At 48.2% G+C, this 19,029-nt stretch carries 18 protein-coding genes, 1 tRNA gene and 1 pseudogene; 17 read left to right on the top strand and 3 right to left on the bottom strand.

The features are described from left to right. Positions 1-117: 117 nt before the first annotated feature. On the top strand, positions 118-1,722 hold the full coding sequence (locus BTJ40_RS18220; RefSeq protein ID WP_108734405.1) for a S41 family peptidase: 1,605 nt from the start codon (positions 118-120) through the stop codon (positions 1,720-1,722). Position 1,723: 1 nt separating this feature from the next. Further along, on the top strand, positions 1,724-2,098 hold the full coding sequence (locus BTJ40_RS18215; protein WP_108734404.1) for a hypothetical protein: 375 nt from the start codon (positions 1,724-1,726) through the stop codon (positions 2,096-2,098). A gap of 34 nt (positions 2,099-2,132) precedes the next feature. Here the strand turns inward: BTJ40_RS18215 and yhbY are convergent, their stop codons facing one another. Beyond that, a complete protein-coding gene (yhbY, locus tag BTJ40_RS18210) occupies positions 2,133-2,435 on the bottom strand; it encodes a ribosome assembly RNA-binding protein YhbY (RefSeq protein WP_108734403.1) in 303 nt (100 codons plus the stop codon). Positions 2,436-2,578: 143 nt separating this feature from the next. Here yhbY and rlmE point away from each other — a divergent pair, with 143 nt between their 5' ends. The 8 genes from rlmE (at position 2,579) to BTJ40_RS18170 (ending at position 10,384) form a co-directional block, all read left to right on the top strand. Next, positions 2,579-3,199 (top strand): 23S rRNA (uridine(2552)-2'-O)-methyltransferase RlmE, encoded by a 621-nt coding sequence (gene rlmE / locus BTJ40_RS18205; RefSeq protein WP_108734402.1) that lies wholly within the window; start codon positions 2,579-2,581, stop codon positions 3,197-3,199. Between the two features lie 177 nt (positions 3,200-3,376). Further along, a complete protein-coding gene (gene ftsH / locus BTJ40_RS18200) occupies positions 3,377-5,296 on the top strand; it encodes an ATP-dependent zinc metalloprotease FtsH (RefSeq protein WP_108734401.1) in 1,920 nt (639 codons plus the stop codon). Positions 5,297-5,387: 91 nt separating this feature from the next. Continuing rightward, the gene (folP, locus tag BTJ40_RS18195) at positions 5,388-6,233 is read left to right on the top strand and encodes a dihydropteroate synthase (protein ID WP_108734400.1); all 846 of its coding nucleotides are present in this window, start codon (positions 5,388-5,390) and stop codon (positions 6,231-6,233) included. 94 nt (positions 6,234-6,327) lie between these two features. Beyond that, entirely contained in the window at positions 6,328-7,680 is a 1,353-nt protein-coding gene (gene glmM, locus BTJ40_RS18190; RefSeq protein WP_108734399.1) for a phosphoglucosamine mutase, read from the top strand. Positions 7,681-7,799: 119 nt separating this feature from the next. After that, on the top strand, positions 7,800-8,534 hold the full coding sequence (gene tpiA, locus BTJ40_RS18185) for a triose-phosphate isomerase (RefSeq protein ID WP_108734398.1): 735 nt from the start codon (positions 7,800-7,802) through the stop codon (positions 8,532-8,534). Between the two features lie 70 nt (positions 8,535-8,604). After that, positions 8,605-9,039 (top strand): preprotein translocase subunit SecG, encoded by a 435-nt coding sequence (secG, locus tag BTJ40_RS18180; RefSeq protein ID WP_108734397.1) that lies wholly within the window; start codon positions 8,605-8,607, stop codon positions 9,037-9,039. Between the two features lie 9 nt (positions 9,040-9,048). After that, positions 9,049-9,134, top strand: a tRNA-Leu gene (locus BTJ40_RS18175). Between the two features lie 272 nt (positions 9,135-9,406). Beyond that, on the top strand, positions 9,407-10,384 hold the full coding sequence (locus BTJ40_RS18170; protein ID WP_157954151.1) for a hypothetical protein: 978 nt from the start codon (positions 9,407-9,409) through the stop codon (positions 10,382-10,384). 183 nt (positions 10,385-10,567) lie between these two features. Here the strand turns inward: BTJ40_RS18170 and BTJ40_RS18160 are convergent. Then, positions 10,568-11,669, bottom strand: a pseudogene (locus BTJ40_RS18160) (IS3 family transposase). Between the two features lie 92 nt (positions 11,670-11,761). Here BTJ40_RS18160 and BTJ40_RS18155 point away from each other — a divergent pair. The 4 genes from BTJ40_RS18155 (at position 11,762) to BTJ40_RS18140 (ending at position 14,029) form a co-directional block, all read left to right on the top strand. After that, positions 11,762-12,058 (top strand): AHH domain-containing protein, encoded by a 297-nt coding sequence (locus tag BTJ40_RS18155; RefSeq protein WP_108734394.1) that lies wholly within the window; start codon positions 11,762-11,764, stop codon positions 12,056-12,058. Further along, positions 12,055-12,627: a hypothetical protein gene (locus BTJ40_RS18150; RefSeq protein ID WP_108734393.1), complete on the top strand. Its 573-nt coding sequence runs from the start codon at positions 12,055-12,057 to the stop codon at positions 12,625-12,627. Before BTJ40_RS18155 ends, BTJ40_RS18150 begins: the two co-directional genes overlap by 4 nt. A gap of 38 nt (positions 12,628-12,665) precedes the next feature. Further along, the gene (locus BTJ40_RS18145; protein WP_202862825.1) at positions 12,666-12,860 is read left to right on the top strand and encodes a hypothetical protein; all 195 of its coding nucleotides are present in this window, start codon (positions 12,666-12,668) and stop codon (positions 12,858-12,860) included. A 722-nt stretch (positions 12,861-13,582) separates the two neighbouring features. Further along, positions 13,583-14,029 (top strand): hypothetical protein, encoded by a 447-nt coding sequence (locus BTJ40_RS18140; protein WP_157954150.1) that lies wholly within the window; start codon positions 13,583-13,585, stop codon positions 14,027-14,029. Between the two features lie 97 nt (positions 14,030-14,126). Here BTJ40_RS18140 and BTJ40_RS18135 read toward each other — a convergent pair whose 3' ends face one another. Then, positions 14,127-14,708, bottom strand: coding sequence for a hypothetical protein (locus BTJ40_RS18135; RefSeq protein ID WP_108734391.1), 582 nt, complete (start codon positions 14,706-14,708; stop codon positions 14,127-14,129). 726 nt (positions 14,709-15,434) lie between these two features. Between BTJ40_RS18135 and BTJ40_RS18130 the strand changes: the two genes are divergently transcribed. The 3 genes from BTJ40_RS18130 to casB all read left to right on the top strand — a co-directional run bounded on the left by BTJ40_RS18130 (position 15,435) and on the right by casB (position 18,900). Then, the gene (locus BTJ40_RS18130; protein WP_108734390.1) at positions 15,435-15,980 is read left to right on the top strand and encodes a hypothetical protein; all 546 of its coding nucleotides are present in this window, start codon (positions 15,435-15,437) and stop codon (positions 15,978-15,980) included. A gap of 740 nt (positions 15,981-16,720) precedes the next feature. Continuing rightward, complete coding sequence (gene casA / locus BTJ40_RS18125; RefSeq protein WP_108734389.1) at positions 16,721-18,304, top strand: type I-E CRISPR-associated protein Cse1/CasA; 1,584 nt, start codon at positions 16,721-16,723, stop codon at positions 18,302-18,304. A 17-nt stretch (positions 18,305-18,321) separates the two neighbouring features. Beyond that, a complete protein-coding gene (gene casB / locus BTJ40_RS18120) occupies positions 18,322-18,900 on the top strand; it encodes a type I-E CRISPR-associated protein Cse2/CasB (RefSeq protein ID WP_108734388.1) in 579 nt (192 codons plus the stop codon). Positions 18,901-19,029 lie beyond the last annotated feature (129 nt).

The following is a 19,029-nucleotide window of genomic DNA, read 5'->3' as shown; positions in this document are numbered from 1 at the left end:
TTAGGCTTGGCAATTTCTTTTGATGAAAATTTTGGTTATCGAAGCTCCTGCCAAATAATGATAGGCTCCACTCCTTTACGGATCTTTACAAATAGAAGGGTTAAAAGGAGTTTGGGGATGGAAATCCGTCTAAGTAAGCTAGCTTTGGCTGGAGTTTTTACTCTGGGAGCTTTGGGCTTGGCGGCCTGCGGAGGTGGTGGCAGTTCCGATTCCGATAGTGGGAGTGAGTCAGCTTCGCCGACTCCGGTTGGCGGTACCTGGGAAGTGGATAACTTTCTGCCGTCCACAACTTATGTAAATCGATGTGTTTCTCCCCGCAGCGGCACAGACCCTGCAACTGGCTCTGCTTATGCGGACGTAGCAGGCACTCGTGAGGACGAGAATAACTGGCTGCGCTCAATGAGTAATGAGCTCTACCTATGGTACGAAGAGATTGAGGACCAGGATCCAGCTAGTTTCGATGATTCTTTAGCTTATTTCGAAGAGCTGAAAACTTTTGCACTGACCCCCTCCGGTCGAGAAAAGGATCGATTCCATTACACGGTTCCATCGGATGAATGGTATTCACAAACCGAATCCGGAGTTTACGTTGGTTACGGTATTCAGTGGGCCCTGCTCTCCAGCACGCCACCACGTAAAGCGGTAGTCGCTTATCTGGATGAGGAAAGTGGTGGCGATTTGCCCGATATTATGACCCGTGGTGCAGAAGTTATCAGTGTGGACGGTGTTGATCTGGCCTACGGTGATGATGTCGATACCTTAAATTACGGCATGTGGCCAGAAAATGATGGTGAGTCCCACGTATTTGAAATAAGACCTTTAGGTTCTTCAACGATTGAGACTGTCACTCTGGTTGCATCACCTGTGCAATCTGATCCTGTTCAATATGTTAAAACTGAAGTGACAGATTCGGGCCGTAAAGTCGGGTATATGCTTTTCAATGATCATATTGCGACAGCGGAAGCGGAGCTGATTGATGCTGTTACTGAGCTTGAATCGGAATCTGTTGAAGAGTTAGTGCTTGACCTTCGCTATAACGGCGGTGGTTATCTCGATATCGCTGCAGAGTTAGCCTATATGATCGCAGGCGATAATACTGTGGGGCAGGTATTTGAAATTGCCCAGTTTAACGATCAGCATCCGGAAACTAACCCAATTACCGGAGCGCCATTGGATGGGACTCCATTCTATTCGACCGGTCTGGGCTTTGTTGATGAGTCGTTATACGGGGAAGAATTGCCGACTTTAAACCTGTCGCGGCTGTTTGTCCTGACTAGTGAAAATACCTGCTCAGCCAGTGAGGCCATTATCAATGGCTTGCGCGGAATTGATGTCGAGGTTATCCAGATAGGTGAGACTACCTGTGGTAAGCCCTATGGTTTTTATCCTTTGGATAATTGTGGCACCACTTATTTCACAATTCAGTTCTCCGGTGTGAATGCAAAAGGCTTTGGTGATTACTCCGATGGCTTTATGCCCAATGGTGATTACGGAACTGATGCCGATTTGCCTGGGTGTGTGATCGGTGACGATTTTGACAATCTCTTGGGTGATGCTGATGAAGCGCGCTTTGCTACCGCACTGAATTACATCGAGACCGGAGAGTGTGGAGATATTTCCACCAGTGCATTCTCCACATCAGGTGAAAGTGAAGATGCTCCCATTTTTAATGCGAGAGTGACCAAGGAAGTCTCTCGCAGTAACCGCATAATGGTGAAATAAAATGAAAATGGCAGCTTTGGCTAAACTTTGTGGTTTTGCATTGATGTGTCTTGGCTGCTCCTCCCAGCAAAATATTGAGACTGCACAACCGGCACTGTTACAGGAAACGAGCCCGGAGATTCAGGGCAAGTTGCAGGTGGCAGTTTCGCAAGCGCTGGGCGGGGTTAATGTGACCCTGGGCCCGAGGGTGTTTGTGGACAATACTATTTTGGTGATTGAGAATGATCCCAAAAAGATGGCTCTGATTGGCCGGGATATGGGGCGTCCGATCAAGTTTCAACTAGTCGGCAATGGTGAGAAATGCTGGTTGAGGCGATTGTCCAATGGAGAATCTTGGGAGTTGCCTGTGATGTGTAAGCCAGTTTCCACTGGTTGAGAAAAGAAAGGGGAGCATTAGCTCCCCTTTTTGTTTAACGCAGCAGGTTGGACTTGCGAATATCCGGCTTCTGCGCTGCGCGGAAAATCAGGGCAATCTTGCCGATTTCCTGTACCAGCTCGGATGAGGATTTTTCGCAAAGCTCACCAACGATTTGGTGGCGTACTTCCCGGTCGGCGATCATCAGTTTGACCTTGATCAGCTCGTGGTCTTCGAGTGCACGGTTCAGTTCTTCCATCACCCCCTCGCTCAGCCCATTGCCGGCTACGGTCACGACAGGTTTCAGATTGTGACCTAGAGAGCGAAGAGCTTTTTTGCGGTCGGCGGTTAAAGGCATACAATACTCCATTACCACTTTGTGGAATTCGATGTGGGAGCGGCCACAGACCGCGATCGTCGCCAGCGTTTGTTCGGCGGACCCGATCGCGGCCAGTGGCCGCTCTTACAATTAAGCTGTAGTGATTGTAGGCATTGTACCCGATGGGCCGATCTAAGAGCAGCCACCGTTGGCTGCGTGAACATTTTAATGACCATTACGTCAAACAGTCCCAGAAAGAGGGCTACCGCTCCCGTGCCAGCTACAAGCTGCAGGAGCTACAAAATAAGGACCGCTTATTCAAGCCGGGAATGACTGTTGTCGACCTGGGTGCGGCTCCAGGGGGCTGGTCCCAGGTAGCGATGGAGTTGGTAGGGCACAAAGGCAAGGTTTTGGCGTCAGATATATTGCCGATGGACCCGCTGGCCGGTGTGGACTTTGTCCAGGGGGACTTTACCGAGGAGTCGGTGCTCAGTGAACTGTTACAGCGCATGGGCGATGAACTGGCAGACCTTGTGATTTCCGATATGGCCCCCAATATGAGTGGGATACGCGATGTTGATCAGCCCGCCTCCATGTATTTGGTGGAACTGGCGGTCGATATGGCCCGGCAGGTACTTAAGCCCGGTGGCGCATTTGTTGCAAAGGTATTCCAGGGAGAGGGTTTCGACGAGTTGATCCGCGACTTGCGTGGGAGCTACAACAGTGTCGTAACTCGCAAACCTGGCGCTTCCCGCCCCCGTTCACGTGAAGTATACGTGGTGGCGCGAGGATTTAAGGGCTGAGAACATCGGCGTATTTCTAGTCTGACTCCCCATATGGTATAAGCGATACCTGTATCGGGGGCGAAGGCTGTTGACCCCCCGCACCTATACTGGTTTTATCCGGTATTGATGTGGCCGGCGTTGCCGGAATGAACGGATTTTGATTGCGAAAGCGAGAGGGCTATCCCTTTGAATGATATGGCAAAGAACCTGGTACTGTGGTTGATCATCGCAGCGGTACTGCTGATGGTTTTTCAAAACTTTAAACCGCAGTCACGGGATGAGGCTCTCAGTTACTCCGACTTTGTTCAGGATGTGCAGTCGGGCCAAGTTAAGAACGTGATCGTGGACGGCTTGGTAATCACCGGCGAGAAAGCCGATGGCAGCCGCTTCAAGACTATCCAGCCACAGATTATCGACGATGAACTCACCAATGAGCTGGTTCGCAGCAATGTGCAATTCGTTGGTCGCGAGCCTGAGTCACCGAGTATCTGGCAGCAGCTTTTGGTAGCCAGCTTCCCGATCCTGATTATTATCGCTGTATTTATGTTCTTTATGCGCCAAATGCAAGGCGGAGCCGGCGGTCGCTCAGGTCCTATGGCATTTGGTAAGAGCAAGGCGCGCCTGCTGGGCGAAGACCAGATCAAGACAACTTTTTCCGATGTTGCCGGTGTAGATGAAGCTAAGGAAGAGGTACAGGAGCTGGTCGAGTTCCTGCGCGATCCCACCAAGTTCCAGCGACTGGGTGGCAATATCCCCCGTGGCGTATTGATGTGTGGTCCTCCCGGTACCGGTAAGACCCTGCTTGCCAAAGCAATTGCCGGCGAAGCAAAAGTACCTTTCTTCTCCATCTCCGGTTCTGACTTTGTTGAGATGTTTGTTGGTGTGGGCGCTTCCCGGGTGCGGGATATGTTTGACCAGGCCAAGAAGCAGGCTCCCTGCATCATCTTTATCGACGAGATCGACGCTGTTGGCCGCCACCGTGGAGCCGGCGTTGGCGGCGGTCACGATGAGCGCGAGCAAACCCTGAACCAGCTGCTGGTTGAGATGGATGGTTTCGAAGGTAATGAGGGTGTGATCGTTATTGCAGCGACCAACCGCCCGGATGTACTGGACCATGCCCTGCTGCGCCCAGGCCGCTTTGACCGCCAGGTATTTGTCGGGCTGCCGGATATTCGCGGCCGCGAACAGATCCTCAAGGTTCATATGCGCAAAGTGCCAATGGACGACAAGGTGAACCCGCAGACGATTGCTCGTGGAACCCCTGGTTTCTCCGGTGCGGATCTGGCCAACCTGGTCAACGAAGCTGCCCTGTTTGCTGCGCGGGCCAATAGACGCACCGTGACCATGGAAGAGTTCGAGCGTGCCCGTGACAAGATCATGATGGGTGCCGAGCGCAAGTCCATGGTGATGAATGAAAAGGAAAAGGTGAATACCGCCTACCACGAGGCCGGTCACGCCATTATTGGTCGACTGGTACCCGAGCATGATCCGGTACACAAAGTAACTATTATTCCCCGTGGCCGCGCCCTGGGTGTCACCCAGTTCCTGCCTGAGGAAGACAAGTACAGCCTGTCCAAGCGCGCGATTGAATCGCAATTGTGCTCCCTGTTTGGTGGCCGTATTGCTGAGGAAATGACCCTGGGTATCGACGGTGTTACTACCGGTGCTTCCAACGACATCGAGCGGGCCACTGACTTGGCGCGCAGTATGGTGACCAAGTGGGGCTTGTCTGAAAAGCTCGGTCCATTGCACTACGGCGAAGATGAAAGTGGTCAGCCCGGCCAAGGCAATCCGGTTTCCGGCAAGACTTCCAATGAAATTGATGTGGAGGTGCGCCGTATTATCGATATCTGCTACGAGCGAGCGCAGAAACTGCTGGAAGACAATCGAGATATTCTTGAAGCGATGAAAGATGCGCTGATGGAATATGAAACCCTGGATGCGGAGCAGGTGGATGACCTGATGGCTCGCCGCAAAGTTCGCGCACCAAGGGACTGGGAAGACAATAACTTCGGCTCTGGTGGAAACAGCCCGACCCAGGATACTGAAACCACAGAGGCCTCAACTGAGGCGGATAAGAGCAATACCGTCGGCGGCCCATTAAACGGCCACTGATCCTCCGAAGCGACTAACTGGACAAAACCAAATGCCGGGTTGGGGATAGGGCGATAGCCTGTTCCGATCCGGCATTTTTTTATTTCAACCAATGAAAATTATTTGTGGTAACCACACCTTAGACCTCTCTCAACCGGTGGTTATGGGGGTTCTGAATACAACGCCGGACTCCTTTTCCGACGGTGGCAATTACTATGCCTCCGGTAACCTGGACTTGACCCTGGCTCTGCAGAGAGCAGAACAGATGCTATCTGAGGGAGCGAAAATCTTGGATATTGGCGGAGAATCGACACGCCCTGGCGCATCGCCGGTCACCGAGCAGCAGGAGCTGGATCGGGTAGTGCCGGTGGTGGAGGCAATCAAAGCGAACTTTGACGCGATTATCTCTGTCGATACCAGTACTCCGGCAGTGATGCGTGAGTCAGCTGCGGTAGGGGCGGGACTGATCAATGATGTTCGCGCCCTGGAGCGCCCCGGTGCACTGGATGCAGCCGTCAAGAGTGGCCTGGCGATCTGCCTGATGCATATGCAGGGTCAGCCCGGCACTATGCAGGATGATCCGTCTTACACTGATGTTGTAGAGGATGTCGCCAGGTATCTGCAGAAACGGGTCGATCTCTGTATCGATCTGGGGGTGACACGGGACCGGCTTATTCTCGACCCGGGTTTTGGCTTTGGCAAAACCGATGAGCACAATTTGGCGTTGTTGCGTAATTTGTCGCAGCTGGCGCCGGCGGATATGCCCATACTGGCAGGCTTGTCGCGCAAGTCGATGATCGGCCGCCTGCTCGATCGAGATGTAGATGGCCGCCTCCCCGGTAGCCTGGCCCTGGCCATGTTAGCTACGCAAAAGGGTGCAAGAATTTTACGTGTCCACGATGTTGCGGAAACCGTGGATGTGTTGCGCATGCAGCAATTGGTTTGCAGCGAAATTTGATGAGTGATGTCTTACAGAGACCTTAAGCCGCAGGGTCCTGTTGTGGTTTTCCGACAGAACAGAAAAGCGGTGAAGTACACAATTGAGAAGCGTTATGGAAAGAAAGTATTTTGGCACTGATGGTATTCGTGGTCGCGTTGGCGAGGGAGCAATTACTCCCGATTTTATGCTGCGCCTGGGATATGCAGCGGGCAAGGTACTGGGAAGAATTTCCAAAGCTAAACACCACCGGCGTCCCCGCATCCTTATCGGTAAGGACACTCGGGTTTCCGGCTACATGTTTGAGGCAGCGCTGCAGGCGGGCCTGATTAATGCTGGCGTGGATGTCGCCCTGTTGGGGCCAATGCCGACTCCGGCGATTGCCTACCTGACCCGGACTTTCCATGCCGGTGCAGGTATTGTTATCAGCGCCTCCCATAACCCTTACCACGATAATGGCATCAAGTTTTTCAGCGCTGAAGGTTCCAAGTTACCGGATGAGGTTGAACTGGAGATTGAAGCCGCTCTCGAGTTGCCGATGGAGACCTCGGACGACCTCGGTCGCGCCTATCGTGTTGATGATGCAGCCGCGCGTTACATTGAGTTCTGTAAGGCTTCTACGCCCTGGGGTTTCTCCCTGGAGGGTCTGAAAATTGTTCTCGACTGCGCCAATGGTGCCACTTATCACGTAGCACCAATGGTATTTCGTGAGCAGGGGGCAGAAGTCAGCGTAATTGGAGCAGGTCCTGATGGACTCAATATCAATCTTGATTGCGGCTCCACTAAACCACAGCAGTTACAACGGGCCGTGGTTAAGCGCGGTGCGGACCTGGGGATAGCCTTTGATGGCGACGGGGATCGGGTGTTGTTCGTCGATGCCAATGGGGAATTGGTTGATGGCGATCAGCTGCTGTATATCATCGCCATGCACCAGCATAAATTCCTGGGAGGCTGCAGTGGTGTTGTCGGCACCTTGATGAGCAACTACGGTTTTGAGCTCGCCTTGCGCGAAAGCAAAATCCCGTTTGAGAGAGCTAAAGTGGGCGACCGACATGTGCTTGAGAAAATGTCAGTCAATCAGTGGAAGCTGGGAGGCGAGTCGTCAGGCCATATTATCTGTGCCGATGCTTCTACCACCGGCGACGGTATTATTGCCGCACTGCAGGTACTGCGTGGCCTGTGTGAGTTTGATGAGCCCTTGCATCAGCTTAAGTCCCGTATGACAATGTTCCCCCAGCACATGATTAATGTGCAACTGGCTCATCGCGATGGTGTTCTCGATCACACAGACGTTAAGGCCATTGTTGTCGATGCGGAACGCCAGCTGGCGGACAGCGGACGTGTGCTGCTGCGGCCATCGGGCACAGAGCCTCTGATCCGGGTAATGGTTGAAGGTCGCGACAGCGCCCTGGTGGAACAGCTGGCCAAAGATATTTCCTCCGTGGTGGAGCGAATAGGAAATAACTGATCTGCTGCGATTTAACCCGTAGTAAATCGGTCCTCTGGGGACGCAGAAGAAACTCGTATAATTTTGGTTGTATGTTGGCGTCAATGTCGCTAAGATTTGCGCCCCTTGAAGGAGCACACATGCGAACACCGCTAGTAGCAGCAAACTGGAAAATGAACGGCAGCCGCGAGTTTGCCGAACGTTTTTTCACCGAACTCAACCTCGAAGGTGTGAAGTCCGGTGTTGTTGTTTGCCCATCTTTTCCATATCTCGGCCTAGTGGCTGATGCAGCGGAAAAGAGCGGATGTTTTAGCCTGGGTGCCCAGGACCTTAGCCAGGAGCCCAAAGGGGCATTTACTGGTGAGGTTTCCGCTAGCATGTTGCTGGATTGGAATACCCGTTACGTTATTGTTGGGCATTCTGAGCGCCGTAGTCTCTACGGAGAAACCAGTGAGTTAGTGGCGAAAAAATTTGTTGCGGCCCAGAAGGCGGGACTGAATCCAATACTTTGCGTCGGGGAAACCCTTGAAGAACGCGAACAGGAGCGCACTCTCGAAGTGGTTGCTGAACAACTTAAAGCGGTTGCCGATATCATTGATTCGGCTGGCTGGAAGCAGTCCGTGATTGCCTATGAGCCGGTATGGGCCATTGGCACCGGAAAAACTGCTAGCCCTGATGAAGCCCAAGCTGTACATGCGTCTATTCGCTCGCAGTTGGGCGATTTGGGCGCTGAAGTACAGATTTTATATGGCGGTAGTGTAAAATCCGCAAATGCCAGGGAGCTTTTTGCCCAGGCAGATATTGATGGCGCCCTGGTGGGTGGAGCTTCGCTGGATGCCGGCGAGTTTGCTGAGATTTGTCGCGCTGCTGTTTGATTTAACAGCACGCGGGTTAGCGAATACTGAATAACGGGTTGTTTAGACCCCCGTAGAGAGTTTCCAGAAAATGGAAAAATTGGTATTAGTTGTACACGTTTTGACTGCGCTGAGCATTATCGGCCTGATTTTGCTGCAACAGGGTAAGGGTGCTGAAGCTGGTGCATCTTTTGGCGCGGGCGCGTCCCAGACAGTTTTTGGTAGCCAAGGTAGCGGAAATTTCTTTTCCCGCTTGACAGCAATTTTTGCGACGGTATTCTTCGTCACCAGTTTCGGCCTGGCCATCCTGGCAAGACAAAGTGCAGAAACTAATGTTGATGCGGACCTTCCGCAAATTCCAGCGGCGGTGGAGCAGATTGGCCCAGTCGATGAACTGCCGGCTATCGATAGCGATATCCCGCAGCTCGAAACAGATTTGGAAACTGGCGATATCCCACAGATTCCTACAGACAGTACCGGTTCAGAAGAACCCGCTGCTGGCCAGGAGAATGAGGAACAGCAGTAAAAGATTTTTGCCCAGGTGGTGGAATTGGTAGACACGCTATCTTGAGGGGGTAGTGAGCTATGCTCGTGCGGGTTCAAGTCCCGCCCTGGGCACCACACATGAAACTGAGAGAAAACCTCAGTTAAATCAAAGAGTTAAAAGGAGGCTTCGGCCTCCTTTTTTTATGTCTGGTACTCCGCTGGCACACAATTGGTACACACTCATGCACCTGTTGAAGCGGCCGGATAGCCCCCACCTTTACTTCAATCTACGCCTCCCTAAATCATCGCGGTTCTTGCGCTTCTCCTTACATACAGTTGACAGAGATAAGGCTTCTAAGAGAGCGTTATACCTAGCAAGGAAGGTCAAGCAATGGCACTGGTTGGGTATGGACTACGAACAGATAAAACGTAACGCCTATGAGCAGGCAATAAAATTTCGTGATGATTGGCTGGATGAGTTCTTTAGTGAAGGGGGATACGCTCTATATAGCTATGATGCAAAGCAGCTTTTAGCGGAGCATTTAGGGGAGAGTGTTGAGAGTGGTCCTCAGGTTGAATTGGATTTAGAGGAGACCGAGGAAGAGCTTCTTAGTAGAGGTGTAAGACCTGAAAGAAAGGCTACAACACTTCGGGCACGGATAGGGAAGTTACAGAGACAGTTATTGAGGGCTCAACAACGCCTTGTTTCTGGTTTGTCTACTCCCGATGAAGTTGAAGATGATTTAGTGGATTTACTCGGAGCCCAATTAACAATAGAAGCCCTTGAGCAACATAGGCGGCCTGAACGCGTTACCGAGTTGTTAAACACTACTAGCCAAGCAGCTTCGGCTGCCATAGCTGTTGATAAAGTAAGTAGTCCCTCTCCGAAATTCTCAGAGCTGTATCAAGGTTGTGTGGATAACAAGAAGGCCGAGACCATAGCGAACCCACTAGGGCAAGGAACCTATGATGCACTTCGTCTGGCCGCAGAGGATTTCTTGTGGGTATTTGGGGATATTTCTTTAAATGCTTTCAAGGTAAAGGATGCAATGCATTTTAGGGATGTGCTGCTGATAGGCCCAAGTAACAGAAAGAAATATCCCGATCTTACACCTGAGGCAGTTTTATCTGGTGATGCAGAGTTTGGTAAGAGGATGTCTGCTACCACGGTTGGGGAGCGCCTGCTCTATGTCTCTCAAATTTTTGAGTATGGGGTAAGGTTTGAGTACATCAGTAAGAATCCCTTTAAAGGCATTACGGTACAAAGGGATACTCCAAAGATGCCAGCTTACTCGCAGGAAGATTTGGAGCGTATCTTCAAGTCACCGCTATTTGTTTCTGGTAGTTCATACTGGAAGCGGTCTGCACGGCAGTCGCATTTTTGAGCGTTGATGATAGCGCTATTTACTGGTGCAAGATGTGGTGAGATAGCACAGCTTAGAGCCGAGGATGTAAGGGAGCAGGATGGTATTACTTACTTCAGCATCAATGATGAGGAGGGAAAGGCGGTTAAGTCTAAGGCTGCTATAAGGAAAGTCTGTTGTGGTCAACTCCAACCGGACACTTCTTTAAGCACATTTCTCAAATTCGATCGGGGCTAGGTCTCCCAGTGTTGTATGTATTCTGCGTGAGTTGTAATAAGCAATATAGGCCCTTACATCTGCTACCGCATCCTCCCTTGTCGGATAGAGGTTTCCCGTTAACCACTCCCGCTTCAAGCTACTGAAGAAACGTTCAGTCGGTGCGTTGTCCCAACAATTTCCCTTACGGCTCATTGAACACACCATCCCCTGCTGACTCAATAACGTTTGGTAGGTATGGCTGGCATACTGACTGCCACGATCAGAGTGATGCAGGAGACCTTTTGGGGGCGTACGCAAATTGACAGCCATCATCAACGCACGAGTTACCAGGGCCGTTTCCATCTTTCGATCTAGATGCCAACCAACAATCCTGCGAGAATAGAGATCAATCACTACCGCCAAGTACAACCAGCCCTGCGAAGTCCAAATATATGTAATATCAGTCGTCCAGACTTGGTTTTTAGCACTCGGTGAGAACTCCCTATTAAGAAGGTTCTCTGCGACCGGCAGGTGATGTTTACTGCCAAGCCTAGCTTTTTCATGAGCTTGCGGACTCGATAGCGCCCGACTTCAAAGCCTTCTTTACGTAACAGCTTCATTAGCCGACGACTTCCGAGACTCTGTCTAGATTCTGCAAATAGGGCCTTCAAACGATGGCATAATTGCCATGTTTGAGCATCTATTGAGCTATTGCCACGGCAACACCAGTCGTAATAACTAGTCTTACTTACCTGCATTACCCGGCAGAGCACCCTAACAGGAAAGCTGCCTTGCTGTTTTTCAATAAAGCTGTACTTTATTTCATTTCTTTCGCAAAGAAGGCGCTGGCCTTTTTTAGGATTTCTTTCTCCATCCGCAACTGCTTATTTTCACGTCGTAATCGCTCTAATTCTGCGCGCTCGCCTACATCCAACCTCACACCGTCTTCTTCCTGCTTCAGTTCCTTTATCCAGCGTCGCAGGTTATTGGCTGTTGTTCCTACAGCCTCTGCTGCTTTAGGAATTGAATACCCTTGCTCAGAGACTAGCGCTACGGCGTCTTTCTTAAATTCCGGCTTGAAATGCCGACGTGTACCTTTTGTTGTCATACTTCACCTCGCTTGGTAGTTTTACCATCTTAGCGAAGTGTCCGGAAGGATTAGACCACTACAAAGGGCGCTGGCAGGTTGGTAGGGTGACAATGGCCCGATTAAACCTGCATGCTCATGGTGTTGGTATCAATGACCCTGTAAATGGTGTTTGGTTACCACGGAAATATGAATATAAAGGGCACTGGGCTACGCCGAAAGCTCCCGCACATAAAGAAATTCACCGCTACAATTATGAAACATGGATTGTGGCAAAGTTTTCTCAGTCGGGACTTCCAGAGTTGGTATTAAGAAACCGATTGAGAGAGGTGAAAACAAGGTTGAAGCATGGCGGTTATCCTCAACAAATTACTAAAGCAAAAGACTGCGAGTGGGATGGCTCACCATGAAGGTTTATCAGCTCAAATATTCTCCAAAGCGATTTAAAGCATTTCAACTGGATATTTTATCATTGGCCGAGCAACTCGGAGATGAAGGTTTGTTGCCACTCTTGATGGAATTCCCCTTGACTAATGAGCCGCTTCTTCAGCACTGGGGGAGGGTGTCAGACAAATTTACTCCTTTGTCTTCAACTAGCGTGGAGATATCAGATATATCTTTGTGGGGTCACACAAGCCTGATATTGAATGAAAAAGCTTATAAGTCACTGAATGAATATCTGAAAGGTGAAGGGGAGTTTTTACCAGTCATAGCTGATGGGGAAGAAATGCAGATATTCAACTGTCTATCATTCGGAAAAGAAGATGCCAGTCAATGCCTCAAAAAATACTTAGATGGTTATGAGGATGGACTGGAAACCCTTGTTTTTGATGAGGCTGATGTTGCTAATAGATTTCTCTTTAAATCAAAAATGCAAGGTTGTGGCGCTCTATATTGTTCTTCTTTATTTAAATCTTTGTGTTCTGAATTTGGAATTCAAGGTTTACGGTTTGATGAGGGTTTACTTGACCCTTTCTAAGGTGTAGTGCCTATTTATTATGAGTAAAGGATTTGTCCATGAAATGGTTTTCTGTTAAGAATTCCGCTATAAAGGGGTTTCCTGAGTGGGTGCGGTCATTCGGGATAGATGAAGAGGGTATTGTTTTCGTGCCGGCGGCAATGGCTAAAGTTGAAGAAAATGAAGTTTATTTGTGTACACTTTCTGATGGGACTCCGTCTGTAATGTATAAAAAGCACTGTTTTGTTCCATAAAGTGGCTGGCTAAAGAGTTCCCAGAGGCTGCTGACCTATGCCTGATGGTTGAGGCTAAAGCTACTGAAGTTCAGTAGAGTCGTTGTCGATATATATTCCTTCAAAGAAACCGGAGCGGTCTTGCCCAACACCCTCAAAACTAAGACGGCCCTGATTGATTGTTTATACAGGTCACTTCTGATACTTATAAGTAGGATTTCGGTACGGAGCCTCCTATAACCCTAAAAACCAAAATCCCGGCGAACCAGCGAAAAAAATATTGCCTTAGGGCGGAAAAATTCCAAGCCCAGTAACCATGTGAGCTTCAGAATATTCGGAGTGGAGGTGAAAGGCGTGGGTTGGCGTGTTAATAGACGTGATGATGTGTACCTAGTGTCAACAATAGAGAATAAGGAAGGCGCTTAAAGGCACATGATTATCTTTGCCAGTACTTGTTTGCGGTAGATGATCTATATTATTTAACTTGCTCTGGCAGGCTGTCATGATACCCCCTCCATCAACTTCGGAGGGAAGCCTCATGAATCAGCAGTAGTGGCTAAGTAATATCAGGGCTTACGAAAAAGCCCCCATTCTAAGCGCGGCTGTGCCTGTAAGCACAACCAATTCTAACTAAACGGAATAATAAAATAATTTATTCGGATAACTTTATATAAATATCATAATGTCAGTTCTCAAAAAATTTGATATAAAATGCTTAAATTAATTATATCCAATAAAATATTATGGAAGTTCGTATTGATAGCTTATCTTTGATGGCGTATATCACAGGGGGAGATGGGGGGCCTGGTGTCCATTCAAGTGTATCACAGGGAATTTCTTATACATGGTCCCTTGATATTAACAGCATTGAACCTAACCCGACCCTACAGCAAAATATAATAGCAACCTTAAACAGCATTTTCTCAATTATTGGATCAGTCGCTCAATTGAGTTCCCAGTCAATTAGCTTGATTGGGAATGCAGGCTACTCGGGCAGACAAATAGATATCGGCGGTTCATGTCAAAGCCACATCTCACAAGGACAACTTCAGGCCCATGGAAGTGAGATAGATATTAGCGGTGCTAATCAGCTTGGGTTTTCGGATATCAGTAAATTGCCAACGGGGACTTTTTGTGCTTCACCAATTCGAAATATCACAAAGGGAACACTGACAATAATAATTCAGTAAATATCCCTTTCAGATGTAAACGCCCTTTTCATGGAGAAAGACCCACAAAAAATGCCTGCAAAGCCCCTAACAGGCTCTATAGGCATCTTCAACCGGCTTACTGGACGTATCCAGTCGGACGGCTGACAGTGGTTCCTGAGGCGTCCACGGTAGATGCAACGGCACTACCAGTGCTCATCACGTTTTTAAAGGCCTTGGTTACCTGAGTGGCTGGATAGAGAACTTTCTTATCCCGTTCTCGCCGGATGACAGCGCTACTGTCTTTAGTTGTGTACGGTGAGGATGATTTCATTACCGATACATAAGCAAGAACCATTGCTTCTAGGAATTTTCCTTGCAGATGGGAGGGTATAATGAAAGAGTCATGGATTGGGAGAAAAGGTACATCAGTTAGGGAGAGGGTTTGGGTTACGACCTTACTATCAAGGTGTTGTAGTGCTAGGCCGTCGTGCTTTAACAGGTTGATAGTTTTATGTTGAGCTAAGAAAGCCTCTACAGCTTCCGATACATGTTTAGCCTTTGGATGATATTCCCTTGCAGCTCTTTTCACTTGTCCAATATTCTCACAGTTAAGACAACATTGAGCAATAGTCTTTATAAGCTCTCTGTGGTCTTCATAGTCTGGAATACAGTACGGGTCTTTCCCCTGATATTGATTTCTCTTTAGATGGTAGGTCACCAGATTTCAACTCTGAAGGGTATCAGCTGATAATAAGGAAAAGAGTGGATAGTTGGAGTCAATATCTGCTACTTCTTCTCCACCAGTAGATCAAGTGATGGCAGAAAACTGATTGAAGAGTATTGATGCTGGATTTAGTAATAAAGAAAAGTGGTTGGAGCGAGTGAAATCAACTTAATCAGCTTGAGATAACCCAGGCGCTAGCTCGTAATCGAGGTGGTGTACTTTAAGTAAACTAAAAGAGTAGCTTAAGATGTAATTCGATCGAGAATAAGCTTTAGGCTGCCCGAATTGATAATTTATTAATTTGCTTGTTTTAGCTTTTTAAATATCAGAAAACTCTTAAACATGTTGTCGATGTCTGCGATGTGGTTGATGTTTCCTATGCTTCGTTAATTATTGCTTTTTGATCGCAGGGCAAGATTTAAATAAAAGCTAAGCTTTTCTGTAAGTGGTTTCTTGTTGTTTGGTTGGGATGCTGCGATCTGCCATTTTGTAGCGAGAAAAGATAAATGGAGATTTAAATAATTGGTTAATTTAAGTTTGGGTTTATATTTTTTCTGAGATTTTTGTAAGGCAAACTGAGTGTGAATGCAGCCTGAATATATAAGTTTTTTGCCTTGATTGTTGAAGTGTTTATAATTTTAATTGTTTGGTTGGATTTTCTTGCTAGTTAATATTTGGATATTTATACTGCCTTTTCGATTATTTTTTTAAGAATGAAAAATGAATTTTTTGAAATCTATGGTGCCAGTGTTTGTCTTGTTGTTAACAAGTCAGTCGTTTGCAGAGATGGTTTTTGTTAGCGGTGTTAAGCACAATATTACTGAGTATTCTTATAATTCGGATACTCGGCGAGTTGCTGAAATTGATGTCTTAGGTGATAGTGCGCAAGAAATCCGCTTTGATATTACTGCGGTTGTATCCGGTTTGGGGCGGTTGAGGCCAGACGTCGTTTGCCGTTATTCGTATGGGGGAGAACATTGCTATACTAGAAATCATCCTAGAATTTTCGACTATGTGTATGACGTTTCGATCACGGCAAGTTGTATTGCCAAAGACGGTAGTAAAACTGCAATAGGGATTGATCGGGACGATAAGAATATTTATACCAATGTGCCTATCTCAGATTTTCGCAATGAGGTGGTCTTAACGATAGATAATGGTTCAATTGCATCTGATAAATGCGATATCTTGACTGTCGATATTCAGGGTGATTTAGAATCTATTGACGATGTAGATTTAAAAGTTTTCACCTATGAAGCTTTCTAGTTGATAGTATGAAGGTGTCGGTAATAATTGCCGGCACTTTCACAGTCGAACTCCAACCTAGTATATCCATACAATCAAAAGTAGTAGATCACCGCACATCTGACAGAAATGATGTCAGCTCTGTAGCAGAGTCAGAAGCATTTAATAAAGTCTTTTCTTTTATCTGAAGTCGGTAAGGGTTGAACGGCTTAGTAATGGCGATTCAGTGTCGATGGATTCCGGCCGGTTAAAAGTGATGAGCTTAGTATTGAGCTGGATACCGATTCGTTAAATTTCCTTCACAATAGAATCTGTTGCTAGTTTTGAGCCCTATCAAGGGGTTTTTTTGTATCTGTTGATTAACAATTGAGGTCAATAGCTGATGCAGGCTAAAGGGTGGGAGAATTGTCTGTACAGGAATACTCGCATATAGAGAAGGGAATGGGATAAATATCCTTATGTTATGTGTGGTCTATGCGATAACTGAGCACTTTTCTTTGTGTCAGGTAGTAGGCGCTACCCTGATTTCCGGTGCGGAAAGTGAGAAAGATGCCCAGACTTGAGCCAGATCATTTTTCCCTAGTCAGAGTGGCATAAGGTAATGGAATTAGTGTCCCAGCAGTGACGCTGAGAGATTGAGCACTCAAAAAATGAGGCAGAGGCGCTCGCACTGCTCTGAGTGTAACTGTTCCCTCTAGCTCTTGAAAAAAGCATGGCTAAAGCAGAGTAAGAGGGCGGAGACTGGATCAGGGAGGATCGTGGTGAATTTGGTTGAAGATTCCTGGCTGCCAATTATCCGGCGATGCGGTAAGCAGGAAAGAATTGCTCCTTGGCAAATTGCCGAGGCCGATAATCCTGTTGTAGATATCTGCACGGTACGACCGGATTTTCGCGGGGCGCTGTTCCAGTTTTTAATCGGCCTGTTGCAAACGGCTTTTGCACCTGAAAGTGTTGATGATTGGGGAGTCTACTGGAAAAAGGCGCCTACTGAGGAAACATTAAAATCACGGCTACAAAGCTACGTTCCCAACTTTGAATTATTTCAAGAGTCCGGGCCTGCATTTATGCAGGATTTGGAACTGATAGAGGGGGAATCAAAGTCAATTACCGCTCTACTGATTGAGGCACCGGGTAGTAAAACTTGTAGAGATAATCAGGATCTATTTATTAAGAGCGGTAGGGTGCAAGGCTTATGCCCCAGCTGTACCGCCAGCGCCTTGTTTACCTTGCAAATTAATGCCCCCTCTGGGGGAGTGGGGCATAGAACCAGTTTGCGCGGTGGTGGCCCTCTGACCACATTGATAATGCCAGAGGCAGAAGTTGCCAGCCTCTGGCAGAAATTGTGGCTCAATATCTTGCCACAAGAGGAGTTTGGAGCGAGGTCTGAAAGCTCTGATAGTTGTATCTTCCCCTGGCTTGCTCCCTCCCGCCTCTCTGACAAACAAGGTTCTTCTACGCCTCCCAGTGATACCCATCCCCTGCAAATGTACTGGGGTATGCCGCGCAGGATACGTTTCAATATCGCGAGAGATGGGAAGGGGTACTGTGACCTTTGTGGAGAGCAGACGAACCAGCTAATCCGGGAATATACCACTAAGAATTACGGCATTAATTACGAGGGGCCCTGGATTCATCCCCTAACGCCCTATCGTCGTGATCCCAAGAAAAAAGCCCCGCCCTTGAGTTTTAAAGGTCAACAGGGCGGTCTCGGTTATCGACACTGGTTGGGACTTATGTGGAATGACCATTCAAATGGTGCTGAAGCGAGCCGGGCAGTGCGATTGTTCCATGAGAACTATGCGGAAATCCTTGAAGTACTGGATTCGAATGTCGTTGTGCGCCTGTGGGGATTTGGCTATGACATGGACAATATGAAAGCGCGTTGCTGGTATGAACAGGAAATGCCAGTGCTACATATTTCCCCCGAGCATCAGCCGTTATTTTTTATGCTAGCAGGGCAGCTTTTAGCAGCTGCGAAAGATACCTTGAAAGAGCTGCGCTTCAGGGTCAAGGCTGCCTGGTTTAATAACCCTAATGAGATTAAAGGGGATTTTTCATTTGTCGATCAGTCATTTTGGCAGGCAACGGAATGTCAGTTTTACCGCTTGCTCAACCAGTTGTCTCTCGAATCCAAGAAATCCCAATTTACATATGCACCAGTGGCTATTGCCTGGGCATACACATTGAAAGAAACGGCTTTGGCACAGTTTGACCATTGGTCAATGGAGGGTTCTACGGAGGACCTGCAATTGCAGCGAGTGACCCGGGCGCGACGTTTTTTAAGGAACAAGCTCTGCAGCTTGGCAAGTTTAAAGACTCTGGATAATGCAGCCAAAGTTGAGTAACAACAGGAGGAGTTGTGATGGCCGGATATCAATATCTTAGCGATACAGATGTGAGCCGACTGCGCGAGTGGCACCGCTGGCTCAATGACAAAGCTGGCCGGGCCGACCGGGCGCGTTTGCGCCGTGCGGTAGAGCCTATGGATGTAATGCCCACTCCCGCTTTTATCCGTTTTTTAAAGGATATGCCCGAGCGCTGGCAGAAAGATGAGCAAATCCGTATCGAAGATGCCGCTCTGGTGGCAACGGTAATTGCACATGTAAAAACCGATAACACCAGCAAAACAATTGATGTTGATAACATCGAGGCTATGGATATCAGTTTTGCCCGATCCCTCGCTATGCCTAGGGAGAGAGGCGGGCGTCCCCCTTTAAGCGAGCTGCGCTTTTTTCAGTTACAAAAAAGCCGCGATACAGCTGAGTTTTACCGCCGCATAGTGCGGGCCCTGGCTCTGTTAGATGGCAGAGCCAATATAGCTTCACTTGCCAATGATTTGCTGCACTGGCAAAGGGAGATGCGCACGATTCCTGCACGGGATCCACAGGAACGTCTGGCTGTTCGTTGGGCAATTGATTACTACGCTGTGTTACCCGACTGATAAATATTTATAGATTTCCAGATTAAAGGGATTTTAGGGACCTAAACAAATTTTAAATGCTATTCCCATAACAACACTAAGCACAGAGCAAATCCAGATCGATTGACCGTGGCGGTTGATCGGATGCCT

It is taken from the genome of Microbulbifer sp. A4B17, assembly GCF_003076275.1.
Taxonomy (GTDB): domain Bacteria; phylum Pseudomonadota; class Gammaproteobacteria; order Pseudomonadales; family Cellvibrionaceae; genus Microbulbifer.
Note: the sequence above shows the minus strand (reverse complement) of the source record. Positions and strands in the feature narration are given on the sequence as shown.